Here is a 22,589-nt window from a genome sequence, read left to right as displayed (position 1 = left end):
CTTTGCGGGGATGAACACCGTGCCGCGCTTGCACGCAGTGCGCCACGGCACATTATTGTTATGACCTTCAGGCTGAAGAGGATGCTAGGCTTCGCCCAGTCTGGCGGCTATCCCAAATTGGCCGCATTTAGCGCCGTAGGGCCGGATTTTGCGGGGCGCGACGAACGCGTGAAGGTCCGCCGCCCCGCTGCTTGACGGGAAGTGCTACTGCGCAGCTTGCACGGGTTGAGTGGAGGCCGTGGGCACCGGCAACGGCGCGTCACTGTTCCAGGCACTGACCGGCCGCCCGAACAGGTTCTCGGTCTGGAAGTGCGCCATGCGCCATTGGCCCTCTTCGACCGCGAAGCGCACCGTCAGGCGCGCCGCATTCAGGTGCGAGGCCTGGTTGGCGAAGGTGCTGGTCTGCAACATGATCCAGCTGCCGCTGGCCTGCTCTGCCTCCACGCTGATCAGCTCGCTGGTGAGAAAATGCACGTTCAAGGCAAAGTGCGCGGGCGGTTGCATGTAGCTGGCGAACATCGCGCGGATGGCCTCACGGCCACGGTAACCACCAAAGCTTTTTGCGTATTTGGCGCCCTTGCCCTCCCACACCGCATCACGGGTGAACAGGCCGGCCAGCTCCTCCAGCGGCGTGTTGGCATCCAGCGCATCGCACAAGGCCATGTAGCGGTTCATACAAGCGCGCACAGCTTGCTGCGCTTCGAAGACCGCCAGGCGTGCCTGCAGTTGTTGGATCTCGTTCATACCTGCACTCCGCTCGCCGGGCTGCTCGCCTGTTCATGGATGCGCTGCAACAGCAGCGTGGCGGCCGCCAGCAAGGCTTCGTCCGCCCCCTTGGCAGCCACCAGTTGCAAGCCCACCGGCAATCCCTGACGGCTGGCCAGCGGTATGCTCAGCGCCGGGTGCCCGGACAGGTTGAACGGCCGCACCAGTGCGGTCATGCCCAGCACCGCACGGGTGTCGGCAGCTTCGGCAACCGGCAGTGGGAAATCAGGCATGGTCGGCAGTGCCAGCACATCACAGCGTTGCAGCGCGGCATCGACTTGTGCGCTGAACTGTTCACGTATCCGCTCAGCCTCGGCCACGGCGGCGTCGGTCATGGTGCCAGCCGCCTGCAGGCGTCCGGCAATATCAGCACCTACCAGACCGGTAGCGAGCAAATGCCCGCAAGCGGCATAGGTTTCGCGGTTGATGATCACCATGCCGGCGCTGTAAGCCGCTTCGAACGCGTCGCACTCCATTGTCTCCAGCGCCTGGCCGCTGGCGCTCAGTGCCGCCTGGACGACATCATTGACCGCTGCGCTTGCAGGCACCTTGAGTACCCCGACTCTGACCTCTGCCGGGGGACTGGTCGGGTGAAAACTTGGATCAATGATGGCCATCGCCTGGATCAGCATCGGCAGCGAGGCCGCAAACGGCCCTACACAATCCAGCGTAGTGGCAGCCGGCATAACGCCCTCGCGACTGACACGGCCAAAGGTTGGCTTGAAGCCGAACACGCCGCAGCAACAGGCTGGCACGCGTACCGAACCACCGGTGTCGGTGCCCAGGCTGAAATCGGCCAGCCCCGCCGCCACCGCTGCCGCCGAACCGCTGGAGGAACCACCGGGAATCAACGCCGGAAAGCGTGGGTTGACGGCGGTTCCGGTGTAGTGATTGATCCCGGTGGTGCCAAAGGCCAACTCATGCAAACTGGTTTTCCCGGTGATTCGGCAACCGGCTTCCAGCACCCGGCGCACCACTTCGGCATGTTGTTTGGCCGGCGCGGCCTGCTCCAGCGCCCGGCTCGATGCGCGGGTCGGCAGGCCGGCAATGTCGATGGTGTCCTTCACCATCACGCTGGGGCCTGAGCCGCCCATGTTCAAAGACTCAACCACAATTGCCATTGAAACCTCACTTCACAGGAGGCGCAGGCTGCGCCGACAGTGTTTAAAATTGCGTTTCGTTACGTGAATAGTCAACTGAATATTCATGCTTTACCCAATGCTTTCTGCGATGAAATCTGCACAACCATGCGCCACAACGGCCTGCGCGCTTTGGTCGCAGCCAATTTCAGGGTGTTCTCATTACGGGAAAAGTCTATTATTGGGGCTCACTTACTTCAGCCAGTCACTTATGAGCCCGAGCAAGAAGCGCCACAGCCGTTACGACCCCTCCAGCGAAGACTTCCGCAAAGAAGATTTTCCGTTTTACTGGTTGGCGCGCGTACACGGCCAGTACACCCAGAACATGGAACGGCTGCTGAAAAAGGTTGACCTCGATGTTGCCCGCTGGCGGGTACTGTGGATCCTCAATCAGAACGGCCAGTCGAGCATTTCCGAGATTTCCACCCACGCCATCGCCAAGCTGTCGACCATCACCAAGATCGTTTACCGCATGAAGGAAGACGGGCTGGTCGACACTGCACCAAGCGCCGAAGACGGCCGGGTGACCCAGGTGTGCATTACGCCCTTGGGGCTGGCCACCATCGAGCGCATGCAGGGTGTGACCAGCGAGCTGTTCAAGCGCAGCTTTGTCGGCCTCACTGAGAGCCAGGTCGAGCGCTTCAACAAAACCCTGGAAACCGTATTCCACAATCTGGAAAGCTTCTAAGCGGCGGGAGCGCGCTTGCCCCGCGATCGCGGTGTATCAGCTACATCGCATCGCGGGGCAAGCCCGCTCCTACACGGCCTTGGAGGCTTGGCCAAGGCGATGGTAGGCACGGTTGAAATACACCAGGCCCTCATCTGCGCCGCCATGGCGAATGGCCTGGACTTCGCAGTAAAAGATGCTGTGCGAACCCACTTCATGCACTTGGGCAATCCGGCAGTCGAAGTTCACCAGCGCATCGAGCATCACCGGTGCACCGCTTTCCAGCGTGGTCCATGAGGCAGATGCAAAACGCTCGTCCATACTCAGCGCCTTGTTGGCAAAAACCCCCGACTGTTCCTGATGAGCGCCCGTCAAGACGTTCACACACACCACTGCGTTGGCTTGAAACTGCGCGTTGGATTGTGACGCGCGGTTCATGCACACCAACAGCGTGGGCGGCGAGTCGGTTACGCTGCACACGGCCGAAGCGGTGAAGCCAAAGCGACCGGCAACACCATCGGTGGTGATGACCGATACCGCACCACCCAACAGCGCCATTGCATTACGGAAGCTGGATACGTCGACCATGCTTGTTCTCCTCAAATGTCCAGCACGAGCGTTTTTGACTTGGCACGCGAGCAACACACCAGAATCTGGTCGTTGCCGGCTTTTTCTTCGTCGGTCAGGTACACATCACGGTGATCAGGCTCACCTTCCAGGACGTCGCACAGGCACGTGCCGCACACCCCTTGTTCACAGGACTTTTCAATCTTGATACCGACCTTGGCCAGGGCATCGAGAATTGACTGACCCTCGGCGATTTCCACGGTTTTGCCACTGCGCGCAGCGACCACTTCGAAGCTGGCGCCGCTGGCATCGACCTCGACCTGGAAATACTCTTTATGGATATGGTCTTCGGCGTAGCCTTGCTCTCGCGCACCGTTGATCACCCAGTCCATAAAACCGGAAGGGCCGCAGGTGTACATGTGCACGCCCGCCTGACCGCGCCCCAGCACTGCAGGCAGGTCGAGTTTCTGCTCATCCGCTTCGTCGTCGAAGTGGGTGACCACCTGCGCAGCGAACGGGGCGCTGCCCAGCTCCTCCAGAAATGCACTGCGCTGACGGGCACGCCCGCAATAGTGCAGCTCGAAAGGCTCACCGCGCTGATGCAGGGTGTAGGCCATGGCGATCATCGGCGTGACGCCGATACCACCGCCCAACAGCAAGGTGCGCTGTGCGTTTTCGGCCAGCGGGAACAGGTTGCGCGGTGCGCTGATCTGCACCTGTTGGCCCTCGTTCAGGGACTCATGCGCGGCCAGCGAGCCGCCGCGCGACGCAGGGTCCTTGAGAATGCCCAGGCGGTACGTGCTGACGTCGCCGGGGTTGCTGCACAGCGAGTACTGCCGCACCAGGCCGGGAGCCAGGTGAATATCAACATGCGCGCCGGCGTCAAACGCCGGCAGCGGCGAGCCATCGGTGCTGGCCAGGTCGAGAACGACGACGCCGTCCCCTTGCAGTTCGCGCTTGCGCACCACTACGTTCAAAAGTGCTTCAGTCATGGCAATTGCCCCATGTAGTCAGGAGGGCCGCCGCAGCGGCCCAGTGTCAGCTCAGCGCATGAACAGGCCGCCGTTCACATCCCAGGTCGCCCCGGTGGTGAAGTAGGCCTCTGGGCGCGCCAGCTGAACGATCAGATCACCGAGAAAACCTGCATCGCCAAAGCGTTGCACCGGAATGTTGGTGCGCAGCGCATCGCGTTTGTCGGCGGGTACGGCGGCATGTACGGCCGGGGAATCGATCGGCCCCGGGGCGATGGCGTTGACCGTCACCCCGCGGCTGGCGAACTCCTTGGCAAAAATCTTGGTCAGGGTCAGGATCGCGCCCTTGCTCGCTGCATAGTGCGCCCCGGTGGCAGTGCCGCCGTTCTGCCCGGCAAGCGAGGCCATGTTGATGATCCGCCCGTAACCGGCCTCGGCCAGGTAGGCGCCCAACACCTGGCAGCCAAGAAAGATGCTGCGCAGGTTCAGGCCGACCACCGCGTCGAATTCTTCGGGGCTGATCTGCATCAGCGGCGTGGTTTTGGTGACTGCCGCGTTGTTGACCACCACATGCAGCGCGCCGAAACGCGCCAGCACTTGGCTCAACGCCTGTTCAAAATCCGCCTTGTTGCCAACATCCAGTTGCACGGCCAAGGTCAGCTCGCCGGTTGGATCGAGCGCTTTTGCCGAGGCTTGTGCGGCCTCCAGGCTGCGGTCAGTGACCACCACCTGATAGCCGGCTGCCAGCAACTGCGCACAAAACGTCTGACCCAGGCCCTGCCCTGCGCCGGTCACCAATGCCACGTGGTTCATCGCACGGCTCCTTTAAAGGATGTATCCGATACCGGCGAGGGTATCGTCGCTGTTGATCAGGCTAATCAGCTTGCGCTGGATCTTGAAACTGCCTTCGCTGCGCACCAACGTGTAGGTCAGGTCGGCGCTGTAGTGCTTGAGGCTTTCCTTGCGGAACTCGCGCACGTTCTGCGCGCAGCGTACGGTCAGGTTCATGCCGTCATCGACCAGCACGCGAAACCGCGACAGCGTCCGCACGGTGCGCGGTTGCGGGCTGGTGGAGATCGACTCGCCGCCGATCAGACGCTGGACCCGCAGCTTGCGCATGTGATGGTCGTCGTAGGCGTAGTTCAGGGTGTTTTCGAAGTCGGTTTCCTTGGTGTTGATCGGGATGATGTAGGTCCCTTTCTCGGTCCACAGGTTGAGCCAGGCGTCGTATTCGCCGTGGTCGAGCATGTCGCCTTCCTGCCAGATGAAAGCGGTGACTTCTTGCAGCAATTGCAGGTTCATAAGGTTCTCCACACTCAAGCCGACATCATCTTTTTCCACTGCTGGTAGGCCGCACGCATGCCGGTTTCGGCACTCACGTCGGACACCAGGCCATCTTCACTGCGCTTTTCACCGGCCAGCCCGCGGTTGAGCATGATCCACAGCTCTTCACCGGCATTGGCGCCCTTCTGCACCCGCTCCCAGGCTTCGGAGTCGTCCGGGGTGCCAAAACCCATCGGGCCCTGGAAGTGCTCATGCAGACGCAGGCGGTAACGGTTGGCGACCGCCGGGCCGCCGTCCATGGTGATCACCGAGTGATGGATTTCGGTTTCGTTGACCGAGATCGGCTGCAGCACGCGGAAGAACGCCATCGAGCAGGCAATGTTGGGGAACAGGTTGAGGTTGAAGCCCGAACCACCCACGGCGCGCACGATGCGGCGCACCTGCTGTTCTTCGATGCCTTCGTCACGCAGCTCGGCGGCCAGCGCCTCGAAGCGCTCTGGAATCGGCTTGTCGAGATCGGCTTCCAGGTCGACCAGATCAGGGATCATCACCATCACGCTGTGGCCGTTGCCGAGGTCTTCGACGTAGCCTGGCCCCTCGACGAAATCGAACAGTTCCAGGGTCTGCTCATCGACCGAGGACAAGAAGCTCTTGTGCACCAGCGGGAAGTGGTAGGCGTCGGTGGTGTTTTCCAGCTGGATCTTCCAGTTGCCCGGGAAGCGGAAGCGGTGTTCGCCCGGCACCTTGATGCCGTAGCCCGCGCCCTGCTTCATGAACAGGTCGATCCACTTTTTCGCCGCACCGAGGAAGTCGCTCAGCGGTTCGATGTCGTCTTTGAACGTGGCAAACACCATGCCGGCGTAGGTTTCCACGCGCAGGCTGACCAGCGGCAGCTCAGACTTGTCGATGCAATCGGCGTAGCTTTCCGGGTGCGGAATTCCACGCAGCGAACCGTCCAGGGCGTAACCCCAGCCGTGATACGGGCAGACGAAACTGGCGGTTTTGCCTTTCTTGTGTTCGCACACCGTAGCGCCGCGGTGGCGGCAACGGTTGAGCAACACGTTGATGTTCTTCTTGCGATCACGCACCACGATCACCGGCTGCTTGCCGACGTAGGTGGTCTTGTAGTTACCGGCTTCCGGCACTTCGCTTTCGTGTGCGACCCATACCCAGGTGCTGTAGAAAATCTTTTCCAGTTCGGCATCGAACAATGCCGGATCGGTGTACAGCGAGGTGTGAACACGGTCAGCCTGCACCAGCTCGGCAGGGTCAACCGCCAGGTTTACGGCGGGGATCAAATTACTCACGGTATCTCCTTGCCGGCCTGAATACCGGCAACAGTTGCCCACCTGCTGCAATTGACCATCGCAACAGCGGTACCTTGTTGTTTTAAATGCAGTAGTGCGCAGTAACCGGCTAAGTTGCCGTCAATCAAGCACGCTGAATAATCAGCTCGCGGCCCACACGTGCTTCAACTTTGGCGTAGCGCCACAGTTTGTAAGTGCCCTCGCCCACCGGAGTTACCCGAAACAGGTTGCAGGCGGCATGCACGGTTTCGATGTTCGGCACATCGGCCAGCAAGTACGTGGTCCAGGGAAAACCGTCGGAAGGGCCAACCATGCTTTTGTCGTCATCCATGTTGCCCAGTACTTCGACGCCAGGCAGATCATGTATGCCATTCCACATTTCACTGAATGCCGCCCACACTTGAAGTTGCTCTTCACGTGGCGCATCGAAGAAGTTCTGGTTGATGCCCATGCAAAACAGCACGCGCAATGCTTTATTTTCACTCATGACAAAACCTCGGTAATTAGATATAGCCAGGAAGCGGTTGTTTGCCGAAGAAGATTGCCCCGGCATTCTGATAAGTCACGTCGCCCATAAACGCGTGCTGCGTCACCACCTGCGCGTCATTGACGCAGCGGGCCAGCGGGCTTTCGTTGTACACACCGGTCATGCCCGAGAGCATCTGCGCGGTACGCGCGACATCGGCGGCGACACGGGTGGCATGGGTTGAAGACAAACGCAGCAAGTTGGTGGTGGCTGCCGGTACCGGGTTGCCGGCCAGCACGTGATCCCAGGCCTGATCAATCGCCTCGTAGAAGAAAGCCCGCGCCGAGCGCAACGCCGCTTCGGCCTTGGCGATATCGACTTGCGCCAGCGGGCGGTCAGCCAGTGCAGGCGCCCCGGTCACCGAGATTCTGCCGCTGGCCATGCCCGCCAGCTCGTCCAGTGCAGCGCGTGCCACGCCCAGCCCGACCACCGAAAGCACCTGGGTGGCAAACGACAGCGAGGGATAGCGGAAGAACGGCTCATCGAGGTTGCTTGCGCCGCCGCGGACGAACGTCCACTGCTCCGGCACCACCACATCGTCGATCACCAGGTCATGGCTGCCGGTGCCCAGCAGGCCAACGGTTTCCCAGGTTTCGTCGATGCGCACCTTGGACTGCGGCATCACCGCAATACGTGGCAGGTCAAAGGCGTCACCGTTTTTCGGGGCAATGCCCACGCCCACAATGTCGGCGCCCATCGAGCCGCTGGAATACTTCCAGCGCCCTTTGACCTTGAAACCACCGGGCACCACCTCGGCAGGTTGCGGCGGGAAAATTCCGCCGGCAAAGACCACGTCCGGGCCATTGGCGTAGACCTGCGCGATGGTCTCCAGCGGCAAGGCTGCCAGGTACACAGGGCTCATGCCAAAGCTGGCTACCCAGCCGGCCGAGCCATCGGCATGGGAGATGCGCTCGATCATTTCGCAGAACTGCGCTGGCGAGCACTCGCTGCCACCAAAACGCCGCGGCACCAGAGCGCGATACACACCCTGCGCCTTGAACGCATCGATCACATCACGGGAGATGTGGCGTTGACGATCAAATTCACCCAGGCGGGCACGATCGCGAACACCGTCAAGCAGCGCTTCAAAGGCAGGACCAGTAGCAAGCGCAGACGCAGGTGCGGTGGCCGATACGCTAAGCGGATTCATAGAGAAACTCCGTCTTCAGTCACGGTTTAAGGGCAATGAGCAATGGGCAGGCGAGAGAACAATTCCTCGCGCTAGCAGCATGACCGCGGGACGGTGCTGCGGATGCTGACGCCTGTACAAAGACGTCAGACAGGGAGGGACAAGCGGGATGAGTCGGCATGATCGAGTACCTTTTTTGTTTTTGTGCCGTGGCGTCAATGTGCATTTATTTACGTGAATAGTCAATGGATTATTCACGCTTGAAAATGCCATTTATCTGGTCACTTAAAACGCCACAGGCTGTTGATAATCAGATATAAGTCACTGTTTTTACTGACTTAAATCCATAGAATCTGGCGAAACGGTTAAAAACTCCGACCCGTGAATAGATGATTATTCACGCTTTATTTCACGTATTTACTAGCAAACCATTCACACTCCAGCGATGATTGCACCGCTGTAACAGCGCACCAAGATCACGCTCCCTACACTCGCACTCCAAGAGGAATGACCCATGAGCCATCAACTGTACGAGTTGATCCGCCTGACCCTGCGCGTTCGCACCCCGGCACAGGCTTTGCCCAAACTACAGACAGCCTTGGGGCAGGCGCTTGAAGGCGTCGAATTGGTCGGCTGCTGGGTGTCCGAGATCGGCCCGCAGAACACCATTGCGATACTGCGCAGCTTTGCCTCAAGCGAAATCCGCGATGCCGAACGCCAGCGCCTGCTGTTGGCGGCGGATGGCCTGGGCGTCGGCGAGTACCTGCTGCACCAGCACATTGATGACTACTGCCGGTTCCCCTTCGTGCAGCCGCTGCCGGCCGGCAAGCACGGTCCGTTCTACGAACTGCGCGAATACAACCTGGTGCCGTCGGGGCTGGAACCGACCCTGCAAGGCTGGCAAAAGGCCGTGGGGGCGCGTACCGCAGAGGGGTACTCAGCGGTGTATGCCGCGTTCTATGCAACCAGTGGCCGCGTACCCCGCTACCTGCACATCTGGCCCTACGCCAGCCTTGAACAACGCCTGGACGTGCGTACGCGCGCAGTCAAAGACGGTGTTTGGCCGCCGGAGAACTCCGCGCCGCAACTGCAGGAAATGAACTCAGTGGTCTATCTGCCCGCCGCTTTCTCACCGTTGGCGTAGGAGCGGGCTTGCCCCGCGAGACGGCGTAACAGACAGACCGCCATCGCGGGACAAGCCCGCTCCCACCGGTCGGTGGTGTGTCAGACAGACCGCCATCGCGGGGCAAGCCCGCTCCCACCGACAGCCAGCGCCTACAACGGTGCCTGCAACGCACGCGGGCGCTGGCTGCGTTCGGTGGCCGCCGCGTCCTGGGCATCCTGCAGCTGGAAGCTGAATTCCAGATCGGCAAAGTTCGCCACCTCCAGCCCACGGGCCTGCGCCGCCTGCGCATCCTCGATGAAGTTCAAACGCCCGACCAGGCCATCACGGGTGGCGTAAGCAAAGTCGTCCCAGAGGTATTGATCACCCTCGAAGTTGATTTGCGTGGTCAGGTGACGGTAGCCCGGTGCAGAGATGAAGAAGTGGATATGCGCCGGGCGCTGGCCATGGCGACCCAGCTGGTTCAGCACTTCTTGCGTGGTGCCGCTGGGCGGGCAGCCATAACCACAAGGCACAATGCTGCGCGCACGATAGCTACCCGTTGCGTCGGTGACGATGCGTCGACGCAGGTTGTATTCAGACTGGCTACCGTCGAAGTAGGAGTAGGTACCCTTGGTGCTGGCATGCCAGACGTCAACCGTGGCCCCGGCAATCGGATGACCCTGGGCATCGACGACGCGCCCGTGCAGGAACAATGCAGTACCCGGGTCGCTGCCGTCATCCATGCGTGCCTCGCCTTCGGACAACGGTGCACCGGCGACATACAGCGGCCCTTCAATGGTCCGCGGGGTACCGCCGCTGAGCCCGGCCTGGGCATCTTTAGCGTCTTGCAGCAGGTCGAGGAAGTGCTCGATACCCAACCCCGCCACCAGCAGCCCGGCTTCCTGGTTGCTGCCCATGCGGTTGAGGTAGTCCACGGCTTTCCAGAACTCGTCGTCGCTGATTTCCAGGTCTTCGATCAGCCGCGCAGCATCCTGAATAATACGCAGGATGATCTGCTTGAAGCGCTGGTTGCCTTGGTCGTTGTCGATCCCGGCGACTTCCTTGAAGAAGTTCTGCACATCAGCAGTGTGGGAAATTTTCACGGTCATAGTTATCACCTGACATTATTGTTGTTGGATGTGATCAGCGATCGTCAGCATGGATCGAGGACGGATGGCGACACAGCCCATCGATCTCAATGTCCATGTAGGGGAACAGCGGCAGTTGCATGAGGGTGTCATGCAGCGCTTCGACACTGGGCACATCGAACACGCTGTAGTTTGCGTAGTGCCCGGCGATTCGCCACAGGTGGCGCCAGGTGCCCTCTTGCTGCAGGCGTTGCGCCAGGGCCTTTTCATCGGCCTTGAGCGCTGCGGCCGTATCGGCAGGCATGTCGAGGGGGAGTTTTACCGTCATCTTCACGTGGAAAAGCATGCTGTTTGCCTCTATCAACGGCGAGCGAAACGCGCCAGACGTGCTTCGTCCAGCGTCAGCCCCAAGCCAGGGGTACGGGGTACATGCAGGTGGAAATCGCGATACACCGGCGCTTCGGTGACGATTTCTTCGGTCAGCAGCAGCGGCCCGAACAGTTCGGTGCCCCAGGTCAGCTGATTCAGGGTGATAAAGGCATGCGCCGACGCCAGGGTGCCGACGCTGCCCTCAAGCATGGTGCCGCCGTACAGGGCCACACCGGCGGCCTCGGCGATCTGCGCGGTGCGCAACACCGCACGCGGCCCGCCATTCTTGGCAATCTTCAAGGCGAAGACGCTGGCAGCGCCGTCGATCACCAGGCTCAGCGCATCTTCAACGCATTCGATCGACTCGTCGGCCATGATCGGCGCGCTGCTGACCTGGTTCAGGTGCACTTGCCCGGCGCGGTTATTGCGCGAAATCGGCTGTTCGATCAGGTCGATGCCGTTATCGCCAAGCACCCGGCAGGCACGCACGGCCTGGGAAATGTTCCAGTACTGGTTAACGTCGACGCGCACGCTGGCCTGGTTGCCCAAGGCTTTTTTGATGGCGATGACATGGGCCAGGTCAGCGTCGACCGGGTTGGCACCAATCTTCAGTTTGAAGATGCGGTGACGGCGCTGTTCTAGCATCTGTTCGGCTTCGGCGATGTCGCGCGCGGTGTCGCCAGACGCCAGGGTCCAGGCCACTTCCAGGCTGTCGCGGACGCGACCGCCAAGCAGCTCACTGACCGGCAACCCCAGGCGTTTGCCCTGGGCATCGAGCAAGGCGGTTTCCAGGCCGGATTTGGCGAAGGTATTGCCTTTGGCAATCTTCTCCAGCTTGAGCATGGCGGCGTTGATGTTGCTGGCGTCCATGCCGATCAGGGCGGGTGCCAGGTGCGAGTCGATGTTCTGTTTGATGCTTTCCGGGCTTTCGTAGCCATAGGCCAGGCCACCGATGGTGGTGGACTCACCGATGCCTTCCACCCCATCGGCGCAGCGCAGCTTGATGATCACCAGGGTCTGCGCCTGCATGGTATGCATGGCCAGCTTGTGCGGGCGGATGGTGGGTAGATCGACAATCAGGGTGTCAATGCGTTCGATCGCAGCATGTGTCATGGCAAGCTTCCAAAGGCAAAGCGTCCGAGCATCGATAGATGCCCCGGACTGTTGTTTTTATTAGCCTTGCCGAGCTTTGCACATTGTCGTATTTACGTCCAATATCAATTGAATATTCAACTATACTCAGGAGGTATCAACGCACCGTAGCGAGTGGCAACGGCGCGCCTTGATATCACCCAACGTCTTGTTATTGCTGATTTTTCTGCTCAAAACGCGCCAATACCTTCTTGGCCAGGCTCATGCGATGCACCTCATTAGGGCCGTCGTAGATGCGAAAACTGCGCGCATCGCGGAAGATCCGCTCAACGATGCTCTCGCCGGTAACGCCCTGCCCGCCCAGCACCTGCACGCAACGGTCGATCACCCGCCAGATGCTTTCGGAGCTGATCACTTTGGCCATGCTCGACTCGACGTTGCCGCGCTCACCCTGATCCAGCACCCAGGCGCAATGCCAGATGGTCAGGCGTGTGCTGTGCAGGTCCATTTCGTTGTCGGCCAGCATGAAGCCTACCCCCTGGTGTTCGCCCAGTACCTTGCCGAACGACTGGCGCTGGCTGGCGTAGGTGCACGCCACCTCGTGGGCGCGGCGGGCCTGGCCAAGCCAGCGCATGCAGTGTGTCAGGCGCGCCGGTGCCAGGCGCAGTTGCGCATAACGAAAGCCCTTGCCCACCTCCCCCAGCACGTTGCTTGCCGGTACCCGCAGATTCTCCAGACGCAGCACTGCATGGCCGCCGGCAAAGCAGCTGTCGAGCGAATCCATCATGCGTTCGAGGATGAAGCCGGGCTGGTCGGTGTCGGTCAGGAACAGGGTTGCACTGCCGTCTTCCATGCGCGCCATGATGATCGCAACGCTGGCGCCCTCGGCGCCGGTGATAAACCACTTGTGGCCATTGATCAGGTAGTCGTCGCCATCGCGAACCGCGGTGGTGCTGAGCATCGATGGGTCGGAGCCAGCGCCGGGGCTCGGCTCGGTCATGGCGAAGCAGGAGCGAATGTGACCCTGAACCATGGGCAGCAACCAACGCTGCTTCTGCTCAGGCGTGGCCACCAGTTCCAGCAGGTGGATATTGCCTTCGTCCGGCGCATGGATGTTCAGGGCGATCGGCCCCAGCGGCGAATACGCGGCCTCTTCAAAAATGACGGCTTTTTCAAGGTGGCTCAGCCCCAAGCCGCCCAGCTCTTTTGAAGCGTGCGGGGTCAACAGGCCGTGGGCGCGGGCTTTCTCTACCAGGGCCTGGCGCAACTCAGCGTTGGGGCCGTGCGGGGTTTGCCGCGGGTCGCGCTCCATCGGCACGATTTCTTCGGTGACAAAACGGCGAACCTTGGCTTGCAGGGCCAGCAGTTCGGCAGGGAGTTGAAAATTCATGGTCATATTCCTTGGGTTATGGGCCGCAGTCAGGCGTGCAGGCGACGTGGGTCGATGGCGCTGTAGAGGTGCTCCATGACGGTCTGCTCGATGGCAATCTTGGCGGGGTCATAGGGCGTGAAGTTCTGCGTGCGGATCAGCGCACGCAGCACACGCGGGCCGTGCATGTCGATATCCAGCACATTGAGGCAGGCATGGTCCTGTTCGAACGCTGCAAGCCCGTGCAAGCCGGCACCGCTGGCCCAGGCCAGGAGGATGCGGTTGACCGCGTCGTGGCTGACGATCAAGGCGCTGCTCCAGTCGGGGTCTGCCAGCAGTGCGTTGAACTGCGCCAGGATGCGGGCCTGAAACGCCTGCCAGCCTTCACCGCGCAGAAATGCCGCGCCCTCCCCGGCGGCCAGCGCATAGGCCTCGGTGACTTCCTGCTGCAGCGCAGGTTCTGGGATATCACGCAGGCGGCCAGCGCGAATCTCGCGCAAGTCGCTGAGCATCTGCACCGGCTGGGGACGCCCGACCAGCAGTTGGTCCAGGGTCTGCCGGGCTCGCGGGTAGTCCGAGCACAGGGCGCGGTCGAACGGCACCTCGCGCAGCGCCTGGGCCAACGCCTGCGCTTGCGCAATCCCCTTGCTCGACAGTGGGACGTTGCGCGGATCCAGCGGCCGCCCATTCGCGTCGAAATAGCTCACATGCCCATGACGAACCAGGTAGCAACGACGGCGGCGCACGCCGTTCGCAGGGCTGTCATTCATCGCGCAGTACCTTGGGGTTGTTGATTTTCAGACGCTCGGCCGTACTGATCTGCAGCGCCTGCAACAGGCCATGCTGCGCCGCGCAACTGGCGTCATATACGCCACTGCGGATCTGCTCAGTGATCAGTGCTTGCGCCTGCGCCAGTGGCACTGGTGGCAGCCCTTGCAGGGCCAGTACGGCATTCAAGGCATTGCTGTGCGCCTCGGCACAAGCCTGCGAACGTTCAATGTCGCGCCCGGCAATCGCCAGTGCGTTGGCGATCATCCGCGCGTCGTAGTGTTGCTGTGGTGGCAGTACCGGCAGCAGCTGCGACAGCAGCAGCTCACGGGCACAGGCCAGCAGATCACACGTATCAGACGTACTCATGCGCTCATCCCTCCGGTCAGGGCCAGAATCTCGTGTTCCAGGGTGGGCACCAGGCGCCCGGTCAGCACCAGCTCCAGCGAGCGCTGCTGACCCGAGCGGTGGCGCTGATGCTGCTGCAGGGCAATCACCGCCCAGCGCAGGTGGGCCAGCACTTGCCAGAAACGCAACGCCGCAGCGCTCAGTTCCAGCGCGCTGACGCTGCGGTAGCCGGCAAGGAAGTCGTCCAGCGCGCCGATGCCACCGGCGGCAAGGTCTGCGCGGGCGAAGCGCCAACAACGCGCCGAAAACCAGCCCAGGTCTTCGCGCGGATCGCCCCAGCCGGCGAACTCCCAGTCCAGCACGCCGGTCAGGGCACCGTCGTCTACCAGGTAGTTACCGGTGCGGTAGTCGCGATGGATCAGGCAAGGCGCCAGGGCGTCGGGCTTGTTCAGCTCGCACCAGCGCAAGCCCCACTCCAGCACCGGGTGGCGCTCAGGCAAGGTGTCGAGAAAGCCACGATAGTGCTCGATGCTGCTCTGCACCGGGTCTGCCACGGGCGCGGGCAAAAACTCAAGCCCCGCCTGTGGCGGGGTGATTTGATGCAGACGGGCCAGGTTGGCACCCAGTGTGTGGCACAGCCCACGGCGCTGCTCGTCGGTAAACGCAGCAGTGCTCAGGGCAAAGCCACTGGCACTCCCCTCCAAGGCCTGCATGACGAAAAACACCCGGCCGATCACCTGCAGGTCCTGACACAGCCACAACGGCGCGGGCACCTTGACCCCGGCCTGATGAACGCGGCGCAGCACTGCGAACTCCTGCTCACGGCTCATGCTTGCCGCCACTGCCGAGGCGGCATCGGTACGCAACACCCAGCGCTGGCGACTGGCTTGCTGGCCGTCATGCACCCGCGCCTGCAGCAGCCAGTTTTCCTGGATGGCGCCCCCAGACAGCCGCTCACTGCGTTCAATAACCACCGGCTGGCCATCAAGCTGGGCGCTGAAGTACACGGCCAGCGCCTCGTGGGCCTCTGCGATGTCGATTCGGGCGTTGTCACGCCGCAAGGAATTGCTACTTGGCATAGTGGACTCGATCTCGCCGATTGATTGCTGTCAGGCTCGGGAGCAAGATCGATGCCACGCACTGAAATTTTTAACTTAAGTCTTTATTAACAATCACTTACACACGATTCACGAAGACCTTGGCGTTTCAACACGCGCTCCTTGTTGCAGTTTTGAAGCCTTGCATTGCAGGTATGAACGCCCGATTTCAAGCCTGAACCGCCACTGCGCTACGCAGAAGTTTCCATCGTGACGCCGCTCTCGGCTAGGATGAGCGCGCTCGACCGAGCTCACGCCACAGCCCCTGTTTGCCTGCAAGGAACCACAATGTGATGGCCCTGCCCGTGCTTCAGCCCAACCAACTGCGCATGCCCGCTGAACCTGCCCGGGCCCTGACTCGCGAGCGCCTGATCGAGCGTTTGACTCAGGCGGTTGATGGCGGCTGCTTCGTCCTGCTTCAGGCTCCCGTGGGCTATGGCAAAAGTATCCTGCTCAGCCAGTTCGCCCGCCGCCAGGCCGCAACCAGCGCCTGGCTGCGCCTAAGCGCCGCTGACAATCAGCCGCTCAGCCTGCTGCTGCACCTGCAGGCGGCGCTGGGCATGCCCGCAAGCACCGCGCCAATCGACGCGCAGCGCCTGTGGCGCGACATTCAGCAGTACCTGGAACGCCTGCCTGAACCGCTGACCCTGCTGCTGGACGACCTGCACCTGCTGCACGCGCCCCAAGCCTGCCAGTACCTTGAGCAACTGCTGCTGTATCCGCTGGCCAATCTGCGCTTGCTGGCCGCCAGCGAAGGCCCTCCGCGATTAGCCTTGGCTCACCTGCGCCGTGATGCCAGACTGCTGCAGATCAGCGCTCACGAGCTGGCGCTGGACAGCGAAGAAACCCGGCAACTGGCCGCCCGCCGCACTGTACAACTGAGCGCCGATGCGATTTACCAGTTGCGTGCTGGCAGCGAAGGCTGGATCAGCGGCGTGTTGTTGTGGCTCAACGCCTATAGCCAGGCCACCGCCAGCGGGCAGGCCCCCAGCGACTTGCGCGCGATTACCCTGCAGTCCCTTGTCCATGCCCGTCAGTTCCTTGAGGAAGAGCGTCTGCGCCAGCTCAAGCCCGAGCTGCTGCGCCTGCTGGAGCGGACTTCGGTGGTGCCTGCCTTCGACCTTGAGTTGGCCCACGAGCTTAGTGGCAGCCCCAATGTGCGCGAGCAGGTCCGGCAGTTGCAACGCCTGGACCTGTTCATCGAGACCCGCGCCGGTGAGCACCGTGAGTTCCGCTATCACCCGGTGCTGCGTAGTAGCCTTTACCAGCGTCTGGAACAACGCGATCCGCAGCAACTACGCCAGTTACATCAACAGGCAGCGCAGTGGTTGCTGGCGCAGCGTCAGGTCACCGAAGCGCTGCACCAGTTTGTTCGCGCCAAGGACTTTGACGCGGTGCAGTCGATTGTCGAGCGGCATGCCTTCGAGCTGCTGCGCGAAGGCAAGATCAACACCCTGGTCGACTTTCTCGCCGACGTGGCCGGACACACCGGCAACGACAGCCTGACCCTGGCCACCACCGAGGCCTCGATCGTCATCGTCACCAATGACGTGGCTCATGCACGTCAGTGCCTGCGGCGTCTGCAAGGCCTGCTGCGCCAACGGGCGCCAGCGCGTCATCCGCAGCGGGTGCAGCAAACCCTGGCGTTTTTGCGCACCCGTCTGGCCTGCCTGGGTGGCAACCTGATGCACAGCCTGCGTATCGCCGATCGTGCCCTGCAGCAAGTACCTGAAGCCAACGCAGCGCGTTCGGTGTTGCATTTTGACCGGGCCAGTTGCCTATACGCCCTGGGCTGCCTGAATGAGGCTGAAGCCGAGGGTCAACAGGCCTTGAGCGAGTTACAAGCGTTTGGCTTGAGTGGCTACACCCATCTGCTGCAACTGCTGCTAGGCCAGATCGAACTGGCCCAAGGCAAGGGCGAACAGGCCTGGCAACGCTTTGTGAACATGGCCAACGAGCACCAGAACAGCAGCTCGGGGATTTTCTACAGCCTGTTCCATCACCTGGGCCAAGGTCTGGTGTTGCTGCAAGGCAATCAACTGGCGCAGGCACGCCAGTGCCTGAACCAGGCCGAAACTCTGGCCCTGGGCTTTCCCCATTGCGCGGCACTGGCGCGGGTGTTCCACCATCAGGCCTGCCTGTACTGGGCCCAGGGTGATACGCAGTTGGCCAAGGCACGTTGGGATGAGGTCAGGCGCATGACCCGCCAGTACAGCCTGTTTCTGCTGTACCGCCTGGCCAGCGCCTGGCGCGCACGGCTGGCCGTGCGTGAGGATGACCAGGCCTTTCTGCTCGCCTGGCTGGATGAGTGGCACAGCTGCTTCGCCCGCTACGGCGAGCACTTGCTGCCGGAAGAATGGCTGGCCTACGCCTGGGTGCAGCGCCATCTGGGCCAACATCGCAAAGCCTGGCAGATTCACGCCAACCTCAAAGAACAGGCGCAAGCCCAAGCCAATCAGCGCTTGCTGCTCGACACGCTGCTGCTGGAAACGGCGCTGGAACAGGACCGCAATGCCCGCGACGCGGCACTCCTGTGCCTGGAGCAGGCTTTGCAACTGGCCAGCCGCCACGGTTTTGGCCAGCTGTTGCACTACGAAGGGCAAGCCACCCTGGAGTCGTTGCAGCACCTGTTGCTGCCACAGGTCCGCGAACAACTGCAGTTGACTGAACCGCCCCCCGCGCGCGAACGGCTGCAGCAGCTGTTCGGCCGCAGGCTGACCAGCAACGAGCAGACCCACCCTGCCCTGATCGTGCCGTTGTCCAAACGTGAACTGGCAGTGCTCCAGCGTTTGGCCCGTGGGCAAACCAACCAACAGATCGCCGAAACGCTGTTCATCAGCCTCAGTACCGTCAAAACCCACATCAACAACCTGTTCCGCAAGCTCGATGTCGCCGATCGCGACAGCGCCCGGCGCATGGCCCAGGCGCTTGGCCTGCTGGACTGACCTCCACCTCCACCCCAGGTAGTTTCCACCCACCATTCAACCCCGGGGTGGACGCTGGCCACCGCGCCAGTTGCTACAACAGGGCATCGCCAATCCACACCGGAGCGCCGCATGCCCGCCTATCAGGCCCCACTACGCGACATTGCCTTCGTCGCCCATGAACTGCTCGACCTCGGCAGCCACTACCAGCACCTGGTCGATTGCGAAGCACTCGACCCCAGCACCTTCGATGCCATTGCCGAAGAAGGCGCCAAGTTTGCCGAGCAACAACTGGCACCGTTGAACGCCGTGGGTGATGTACAGGGCTGCCGCCTGCACGACGGTCAGGTGACGACCCCGCCAGGCTTCGCCGCCGCCTTTAGCCAATTCGCCGACAACGGCTGGTTGGGCCTGGACAAAGACCCCTCCTACGGTGGCCAAGGCCTGCCGCCGACCCTGGGGTTTGTCATTCATGAAATGCTCTGCAGTGCCAACCATGCCTGGAGCATGTACGCCAACCTCACCAGTGGCGCCATCAGCACCCTCAGCGCCCACGCCGATAACGAACTCAAGCAACGTTTACTGCCTGCGCTGATCGCCGGACGCTGGACCGGCACCATGTGCCTGACCGAACCACACTGCGGCTCTGACCTTGGTTTGCTGCGCACCCGCGCCGTGCCCCAGGCCGATGGCAGCTACCGGATCAGCGGCAGCAAGATGTTCATTTCTGCCGGTGAACACGACCTGGCCGAAAACATCGTGCACCTGGTGCTGGCGCGCATCGACGGGGCCGCGCCCGGTATCAAAGGCATTTCCCTGTTTGCCGTGAGCAAGCGCCAGCTCAGCGCCCAGGGCCAACCGGGCGCAGCCAACGGTGTCAGCTGCGGTGCCATTGAAGCGAAAATGGGCCTGCACGGTAACGCCACCTGTGTGCTCAACTTCGACGAGGCCTGTGGTCACCTGCTCGGTGAGGCGAACCGCGGCATCAACGCCATGTTTACCTTTATCAATGAATCGCGCCTGGCCGTTGCCCAGCAAGCCCAGGCCCACGCCGAGTCGGCCTTCCAGGGCGCCGTGCGCTATGCCCGTGAACGCCTGCAGATGCGCGCCAACCCGCGTCTGCAGCCTGAGCAGGCCGCTGACCCGATCATCGGCCACCCCGATGTGCGGCGTATGTTGCTCACCCAGAAAGCCTTTGCCGAAGGTGGCCGCATGCTCACCTACGCCTGCGCGCAAGACGTCGACCGCCTGCACCATGGCGCGACAGCGGCTGAGCAAGGCGCCGCCGCCCGGCGCCTGGCGCTGCTGACACCGATTGCCAAGGGCTTTCTCAGCGAAGCCGGTAACGAGGCTGCGCAGCTGGGCATTCAGGTATTCGGCGGGCACGGCTACATCCACGAGTCGGGGATGGAGCAGATTGCACGCGACGTGCGGATTACCACGATCTACGAAGGCACCAACGCCATTCAGGGCATCGACCTGCTGACCCGCAAAGTATTCGCCGACAACGGCCAGGCCCTGACGCAACTGCTCGATGAAATCCAGCACTTCGCCAGTGCCGCCGGCGTGCCACAAGACCTGGCGCAACCCCTGCTCATTCAGGTCGAGTCCTGGCGCCAGGTCAGCGCCGAGCTGCAGGCGCGTCACCACGACGACGCCAACCTGGTGGGCGCCAGCGCCTTTGATTATCTGATGCTCAGCGGCTACGTGGTGCTGGGCTACTACTGGCTGCGCGCCGCCTGTATCGCCGAACAGGCCCTGGCCAGTGGTAGCGATGAACACGGGTTCTATCAAGGCAAGGGTGAAACCGCACGTTTCTACCTGCAACGCCTGCTGCCCAGGGCTTCACTGCACCGCACGCTGATCGAAAGCGGCAGCGCCAACCTGATGAACATCAGCGACAGCGCCTTTGCCCGCTGACACTTGCCCGTCACCCTATTGATTCGAGGTACCCCATGCCACAGTTGATCGACTATCACCGTGACCAGGAGCTGGCCCTGATCGGCCTCGCCAGCGCCCCCGTCAATGCCCTGGGCCACGCGCTGCGCCAGGCCCTGGCCGAGGCCTGCCGCACTGCCGCCAACGATCCGCAGGTGCGCGCCATTGTCCTCTATGGCCTCGACCTGCCGTTCAGCGCCGGCGCCGACATCAGCGAGTTCGGCAGCCCGCTGACCTGGCAGGCACCGGCCCTGCCCGAGCTGCTGCCGACGCTGGCACACATCGACAAACCGCTGATTGCCGCCATCGATGGCGTGGCCCTGGGCGGCGGCCTGGAACTGGCGCTGGTGTGCAGCCACCGGGTGGCCGTGGCCAGCGCACGCCTGGGTCTGCCGGAGGTTACTCTTGGGGTCATCCCCGGTGCCGGCGGCACGCAGCGCTTGCCACGGGTGATCGGCGTGGCGGCGGCGCTGGAGATGATGCTCAGCGGCCAGCCGATCAGTGCCCAACGTGGCCATGAACTGGGGCTGATCGACTGCCTGGTGGAACAGCGTGAAGCACTGCTGAGCAGCGCCTGCCGCTACGCGCGCGAGCTATTGGCAGACAGCGTTGCGGCCCATGCACCGGTGAGGACCAACGGCAACGCAGCGCTACCGGCGCCATCGCCAGACTTTTTCCACCAGCAGCACGCGCACCTGCAGGCCCGCAAGCCAGGGCAAACGGCGCCGCAATGGGTCCTGGAGGCTGTGCGAGCGGCCTGCGAACTCGACTTGCCAGAAGGCTTGGCGCAAGAACAGGCGCTGTTTCGTCAGGCGCTGGAAAGCCCTCAGGCGCGAGCCCTGCGTCACCAGTTCTTCGCCAAAAACGAGGCGCTGAAAATTCCCGGCATCGACCGCAGCACACCGCTGCGCAACATCCGCCAGGTGGCGGTGGTCGGCGCCGGGACCATGGGCGGCGGGATTGCCATGAACTTCGTCAATGCCGGCATTGCCGTGACCCTGCTGGAGCAGTCGTCGCAGGCCTTGGACCGCGGCCTGGCGCAGATCCGCAAAAACTACGAAAGCAGCCGCCAGCGCGGCAAGATCAGCCAGACGCAACTGGAACAGCGCATGGCCCTGCTGCACGGCACCCTGGAATATGCCGATCTGGCTGAGGCGGATCTGGTGATCGAGGCGGTGTTCGAAAACCTCAGCGTCAAGCAACAGGTGTTCCGCACCCTCGATGAAGTGTGCAAACCCGGCGCCATCCTTGCCAGCAACACCTCGACGCTGGACGTCGATCAGATCGCCGCCGTTACCCGCCGCCCGCAGGACGTGGTGGGGCTGCACTTCTTCAGCCCGGCCAATATCATGCGCCTGCTCGAAGTAGTACGCGGCAGCGCCACGGCGGCAGACGTACTGGCAACCACCTTGAACATCGCCAAACGCATCGACAAATTACCGGTGGTGTCTGGCGTGTGCTTCGGCTTTATCGGCAACCGCATGCTCGAACCTTATGCCCGCGAAGCCCATCGCCTGGTACTTGAAGGCGCCACGCCCGCCCAGGTTGACGCGGTACTGACCGGCCTGGGCCTGGCCATGGGCGTATTTGCCATGTACGACCTGGCCGGGATCGATATCGGTTATCAGGTGCGCCAGGCACGACGTGAGCACATCGCCCATGACCCCAGCTACTTCCGCCTCGCCGACGAACTGTGCAGCCTTGATCGGCATGGCCAGAAAAGCGGCCGCGGCTTTTACCGCTACGAAGGCCGCGAGCGTCTGGACGATCCGGAAGTGGTGCAGATTGCCGAGCGTCTTGCTGCCGAGCTGGGCATTACCCGGCGGCCGATCAGCAACGAAGAGATCCATGACCGCTGCCTGTTCATGTTGATCAACGAAGGCGTGCAGTTGCTGGATGAGGGCATTGCCTTGCGCAGCGGCGATGTCGACTTGGTATGGACCAACGGCTACGGCTTCCCGGCCTGGCGCGGTGGCCCGCTGCACTATGCCGAGCAACTGGGCCTGGAGCGGGTGCTGGCGGGCATTGTGCACTACCGTCAAACCCTCGGGGCTTATGGCCAGATGTGGTTGCAGCCAGCGCCGTTGCTCGAACGCCTGGTAGCCCAGCAGCACACCCTTATCGCCCAACGCTGAA

General features: G+C 62.2%; 21 protein-coding genes. 5 read left to right on the top strand and 16 right to left on the bottom strand.

The window, feature by feature from the left end:
• Nucleotides 1–204: 204 nt before the first annotated feature.
• The gene (locus ACP6KB_RS12525; RefSeq protein ID WP_442114035.1) at nucleotides 205–744 is read right to left on the bottom strand and encodes a nuclear transport factor 2 family protein; all 540 of its coding nucleotides are present in this window, start codon (nucleotides 742–744) and stop codon (nucleotides 205–207) included.
• Nucleotides 741–1,886 carry an amidase gene (locus ACP6KB_RS12520; protein ID WP_442114034.1) on the bottom strand — a complete coding sequence of 382 codons (1,146 nt, stop codon included), beginning with the start codon at nucleotides 1,884–1,886 and terminating at the stop codon, nucleotides 741–743. Before ACP6KB_RS12520 ends, ACP6KB_RS12525 begins: the two co-directional genes overlap by 4 nt.
• A gap of 229 nt (nucleotides 1,887–2,115) precedes the next feature.
• Here ACP6KB_RS12520 and ACP6KB_RS12515 point away from each other — a divergent pair, with 229 nt between their 5' ends.
• Complete coding sequence (locus ACP6KB_RS12515) at nucleotides 2,116–2,592, top strand: MarR family winged helix-turn-helix transcriptional regulator (protein ID WP_442114033.1); 477 nt, start codon at nucleotides 2,116–2,118, stop codon at nucleotides 2,590–2,592.
• Between the two features lie 69 nt (nucleotides 2,593–2,661).
• Here ACP6KB_RS12515 and ACP6KB_RS12510 read toward each other — a convergent pair whose 3' ends face one another.
• The 7 genes from ACP6KB_RS12510 to iacA form a co-directional block, all read right to left on the bottom strand.
• Entirely contained in the window at nucleotides 2,662–3,159 is a 498-nt protein-coding gene (locus ACP6KB_RS12510) for a flavin reductase (RefSeq protein ID WP_442114032.1), read from the bottom strand.
• Between the two features lie 11 nt (nucleotides 3,160–3,170).
• The gene (locus ACP6KB_RS12505; protein WP_442114031.1) at nucleotides 3,171–4,130 is read right to left on the bottom strand and encodes a PDR/VanB family oxidoreductase; all 960 of its coding nucleotides are present in this window, start codon (nucleotides 4,128–4,130) and stop codon (nucleotides 3,171–3,173) included.
• Nucleotides 4,131–4,181: 51 nt separating this feature from the next.
• On the bottom strand, nucleotides 4,182–4,922 hold the full coding sequence (locus tag ACP6KB_RS12500; protein ID WP_442114030.1) for an SDR family NAD(P)-dependent oxidoreductase: 741 nt from the start codon (nucleotides 4,920–4,922) through the stop codon (nucleotides 4,182–4,184).
• A gap of 12 nt (nucleotides 4,923–4,934) precedes the next feature.
• Entirely contained in the window at nucleotides 4,935–5,411 is a 477-nt protein-coding gene (locus ACP6KB_RS12495; protein WP_442114029.1) for an aromatic-ring-hydroxylating dioxygenase subunit beta, read from the bottom strand.
• Between the two features lie 14 nt (nucleotides 5,412–5,425).
• Entirely contained in the window at nucleotides 5,426–6,700 is a 1,275-nt protein-coding gene (locus ACP6KB_RS12490; protein ID WP_442114028.1) for an aromatic ring-hydroxylating oxygenase subunit alpha, read from the bottom strand.
• Nucleotides 6,701–6,824: 124 nt separating this feature from the next.
• Nucleotides 6,825–7,187, bottom strand: a complete 363-nt coding sequence (locus tag ACP6KB_RS12485; RefSeq protein WP_442114027.1) for an IacB protein — start codon at nucleotides 7,185–7,187, stop codon at nucleotides 6,825–6,827.
• 16 nt (nucleotides 7,188–7,203) lie between these two features.
• On the bottom strand, nucleotides 7,204–8,376 hold the full coding sequence (gene iacA, locus ACP6KB_RS12480; RefSeq protein WP_442114026.1) for an indole-3-acetate monooxygenase: 1,173 nt from the start codon (nucleotides 8,374–8,376) through the stop codon (nucleotides 7,204–7,206).
• 493 nt (nucleotides 8,377–8,869) lie between these two features.
• Between iacA and ACP6KB_RS12475 the strand changes: the two genes are divergently transcribed.
• Complete coding sequence (locus ACP6KB_RS12475; protein WP_442114025.1) at nucleotides 8,870–9,499, top strand: NIPSNAP family protein; 630 nt, start codon at nucleotides 8,870–8,872, stop codon at nucleotides 9,497–9,499.
• Between the two features lie 131 nt (nucleotides 9,500–9,630).
• On the opposite strand, the gene catA is transcribed toward ACP6KB_RS12475, so the two are convergent.
• The 7 genes from catA to ACP6KB_RS12440 all read right to left on the bottom strand — a co-directional run bounded on the left by catA (nucleotide 9,631) and on the right by ACP6KB_RS12440 (nucleotide 15,573).
• Nucleotides 9,631–10,569 (bottom strand): catechol 1,2-dioxygenase, encoded by a 939-nt coding sequence (gene catA, locus ACP6KB_RS12470; protein WP_442114024.1) that lies wholly within the window; start codon nucleotides 10,567–10,569, stop codon nucleotides 9,631–9,633.
• A gap of 34 nt (nucleotides 10,570–10,603) precedes the next feature.
• A complete protein-coding gene (gene catC, locus ACP6KB_RS12465) occupies nucleotides 10,604–10,894 on the bottom strand; it encodes a muconolactone Delta-isomerase (RefSeq protein WP_442114023.1) in 291 nt (96 codons plus the stop codon).
• 14 nt (nucleotides 10,895–10,908) lie between these two features.
• Nucleotides 10,909–12,030, bottom strand: a complete 1,122-nt coding sequence (locus tag ACP6KB_RS12460) for a muconate cycloisomerase family protein (RefSeq protein WP_442114022.1) — start codon at nucleotides 12,028–12,030, stop codon at nucleotides 10,909–10,911.
• 190 nt (nucleotides 12,031–12,220) lie between these two features.
• Nucleotides 12,221–13,399, bottom strand: a complete 1,179-nt coding sequence (locus ACP6KB_RS12455; RefSeq protein WP_442114021.1) for an acyl-CoA dehydrogenase family protein — start codon at nucleotides 13,397–13,399, stop codon at nucleotides 12,221–12,223.
• 29 nt (nucleotides 13,400–13,428) lie between these two features.
• Entirely contained in the window at nucleotides 13,429–14,148 is a 720-nt protein-coding gene (locus tag ACP6KB_RS12450; protein ID WP_442114020.1) for a histidine phosphatase family protein, read from the bottom strand.
• Complete coding sequence (locus tag ACP6KB_RS12445; protein ID WP_442114019.1) at nucleotides 14,141–14,515, bottom strand: DUF6285 domain-containing protein; 375 nt, start codon at nucleotides 14,513–14,515, stop codon at nucleotides 14,141–14,143. The genes ACP6KB_RS12450 and ACP6KB_RS12445 overlap by 8 nt, the downstream gene beginning before the upstream one ends.
• A complete protein-coding gene (locus ACP6KB_RS12440; RefSeq protein WP_442114018.1) occupies nucleotides 14,512–15,573 on the bottom strand; it encodes a phosphotransferase family protein in 1,062 nt (353 codons plus the stop codon). The genes ACP6KB_RS12445 and ACP6KB_RS12440 overlap by 4 nt, the downstream gene beginning before the upstream one ends.
• Before the next feature lie 311 nt (nucleotides 15,574–15,884).
• Here ACP6KB_RS12440 and ACP6KB_RS12435 point away from each other — a divergent pair, with 311 nt between their 5' ends.
• The 3 genes from ACP6KB_RS12435 to ACP6KB_RS12425 all read left to right on the top strand — a co-directional run bounded on the left by ACP6KB_RS12435 (nucleotide 15,885) and on the right by ACP6KB_RS12425 (nucleotide 22,588).
• A complete protein-coding gene (locus ACP6KB_RS12435; protein WP_442114017.1) occupies nucleotides 15,885–18,536 on the top strand; it encodes a LuxR C-terminal-related transcriptional regulator in 2,652 nt (883 codons plus the stop codon).
• A gap of 111 nt (nucleotides 18,537–18,647) precedes the next feature.
• Nucleotides 18,648–20,435, top strand: coding sequence for an acyl-CoA dehydrogenase C-terminal domain-containing protein (locus ACP6KB_RS12430; protein ID WP_442114016.1), 1,788 nt, complete (start codon nucleotides 18,648–18,650; stop codon nucleotides 20,433–20,435).
• Nucleotides 20,436–20,470: 35 nt separating this feature from the next.
• Nucleotides 20,471–22,588, top strand: coding sequence for a 3-hydroxyacyl-CoA dehydrogenase NAD-binding domain-containing protein (locus ACP6KB_RS12425; protein ID WP_442114015.1), 2,118 nt, complete (start codon nucleotides 20,471–20,473; stop codon nucleotides 22,586–22,588).
• Nucleotide 22,589 lies beyond the last annotated feature (1 nt).

The organism is Pseudomonas sp. NUPR-001, assembly GCF_052147955.1.
Classification (GTDB): Bacteria; Pseudomonadota; Gammaproteobacteria; order Pseudomonadales; family Pseudomonadaceae; genus Aquipseudomonas.
Note: the sequence above shows the minus strand (reverse complement) of the source record. Positions and strands in the feature narration are given on the sequence as shown.

Excerpts from the sequence above, each read along its gene's own strand:
- ACP6KB_RS12440 (WP_442114018.1), bottom strand. The coding sequence starts at position 15,573 with ATGCCAAGTAGCAATTCCTTGCGGCGTGACAACGCCCGAATCGACATC.
- ACP6KB_RS12445 (WP_442114019.1), bottom strand. The coding sequence starts at position 14,515 with ATGAGTACGTCTGATACGTGTGATCTGCTGGCCTGTGCCCGTGAGCTG.
- catC (WP_442114023.1), bottom strand. The coding sequence starts at position 10,894 with ATGCTTTTCCACGTGAAGATGACGGTAAAACTCCCCCTCGACATGCCT.
- ACP6KB_RS12485 (WP_442114027.1), bottom strand. The coding sequence starts at position 7,187 with ATGAGTGAAAATAAAGCATTGCGCGTGCTGTTTTGCATGGGCATCAAC.
- ACP6KB_RS12475 (WP_442114025.1), top strand. The coding sequence starts at position 8,870 with ATGAGCCATCAACTGTACGAGTTGATCCGCCTGACCCTGCGCGTTCGC.
- ACP6KB_RS12455 (WP_442114021.1), bottom strand. The coding sequence starts at position 13,399 with ATGAATTTTCAACTCCCTGCCGAACTGCTGGCCCTGCAAGCCAAGGTT.
- ACP6KB_RS12505 (WP_442114031.1), bottom strand. The coding sequence starts at position 4,130 with ATGACTGAAGCACTTTTGAACGTAGTGGTGCGCAAGCGCGAACTGCAA.
- ACP6KB_RS12510 (WP_442114032.1), bottom strand. The coding sequence starts at position 3,159 with ATGGTCGACGTATCCAGCTTCCGTAATGCAATGGCGCTGTTGGGTGGT.
- ACP6KB_RS12515 (WP_442114033.1), top strand. The coding sequence starts at position 2,116 with ATGAGCCCGAGCAAGAAGCGCCACAGCCGTTACGACCCCTCCAGCGAA.
- ACP6KB_RS12430 (WP_442114016.1), top strand. The coding sequence starts at position 18,648 with ATGCCCGCCTATCAGGCCCCACTACGCGACATTGCCTTCGTCGCCCAT.
- ACP6KB_RS12525 (WP_442114035.1), bottom strand. The coding sequence starts at position 744 with ATGAACGAGATCCAACAACTGCAGGCACGCCTGGCGGTCTTCGAAGCG.
- iacA (WP_442114026.1), bottom strand. The coding sequence starts at position 8,376 with ATGAATCCGCTTAGCGTATCGGCCACCGCACCTGCGTCTGCGCTTGCT.
- ACP6KB_RS12435 (WP_442114017.1), top strand. The coding sequence starts at position 15,885 with ATGGCCCTGCCCGTGCTTCAGCCCAACCAACTGCGCATGCCCGCTGAA.
- catA (WP_442114024.1), bottom strand. The coding sequence starts at position 10,569 with ATGACCGTGAAAATTTCCCACACTGCTGATGTGCAGAACTTCTTCAAG.
- ACP6KB_RS12520 (WP_442114034.1), bottom strand. The coding sequence starts at position 1,886 with ATGGCAATTGTGGTTGAGTCTTTGAACATGGGCGGCTCAGGCCCCAGC.
- ACP6KB_RS12450 (WP_442114020.1), bottom strand. The coding sequence starts at position 14,148 with ATGAATGACAGCCCTGCGAACGGCGTGCGCCGCCGTCGTTGCTACCTG.
- ACP6KB_RS12460 (WP_442114022.1), bottom strand. The coding sequence starts at position 12,030 with ATGACACATGCTGCGATCGAACGCATTGACACCCTGATTGTCGATCTA.
- ACP6KB_RS12425 (WP_442114015.1), top strand. The coding sequence starts at position 20,471 with ATGCCACAGTTGATCGACTATCACCGTGACCAGGAGCTGGCCCTGATC.
- ACP6KB_RS12500 (WP_442114030.1), bottom strand. The coding sequence starts at position 4,922 with ATGAACCACGTGGCATTGGTGACCGGCGCAGGGCAGGGCCTGGGTCAG.
- ACP6KB_RS12495 (WP_442114029.1), bottom strand. The coding sequence starts at position 5,411 with ATGAACCTGCAATTGCTGCAAGAAGTCACCGCTTTCATCTGGCAGGAA.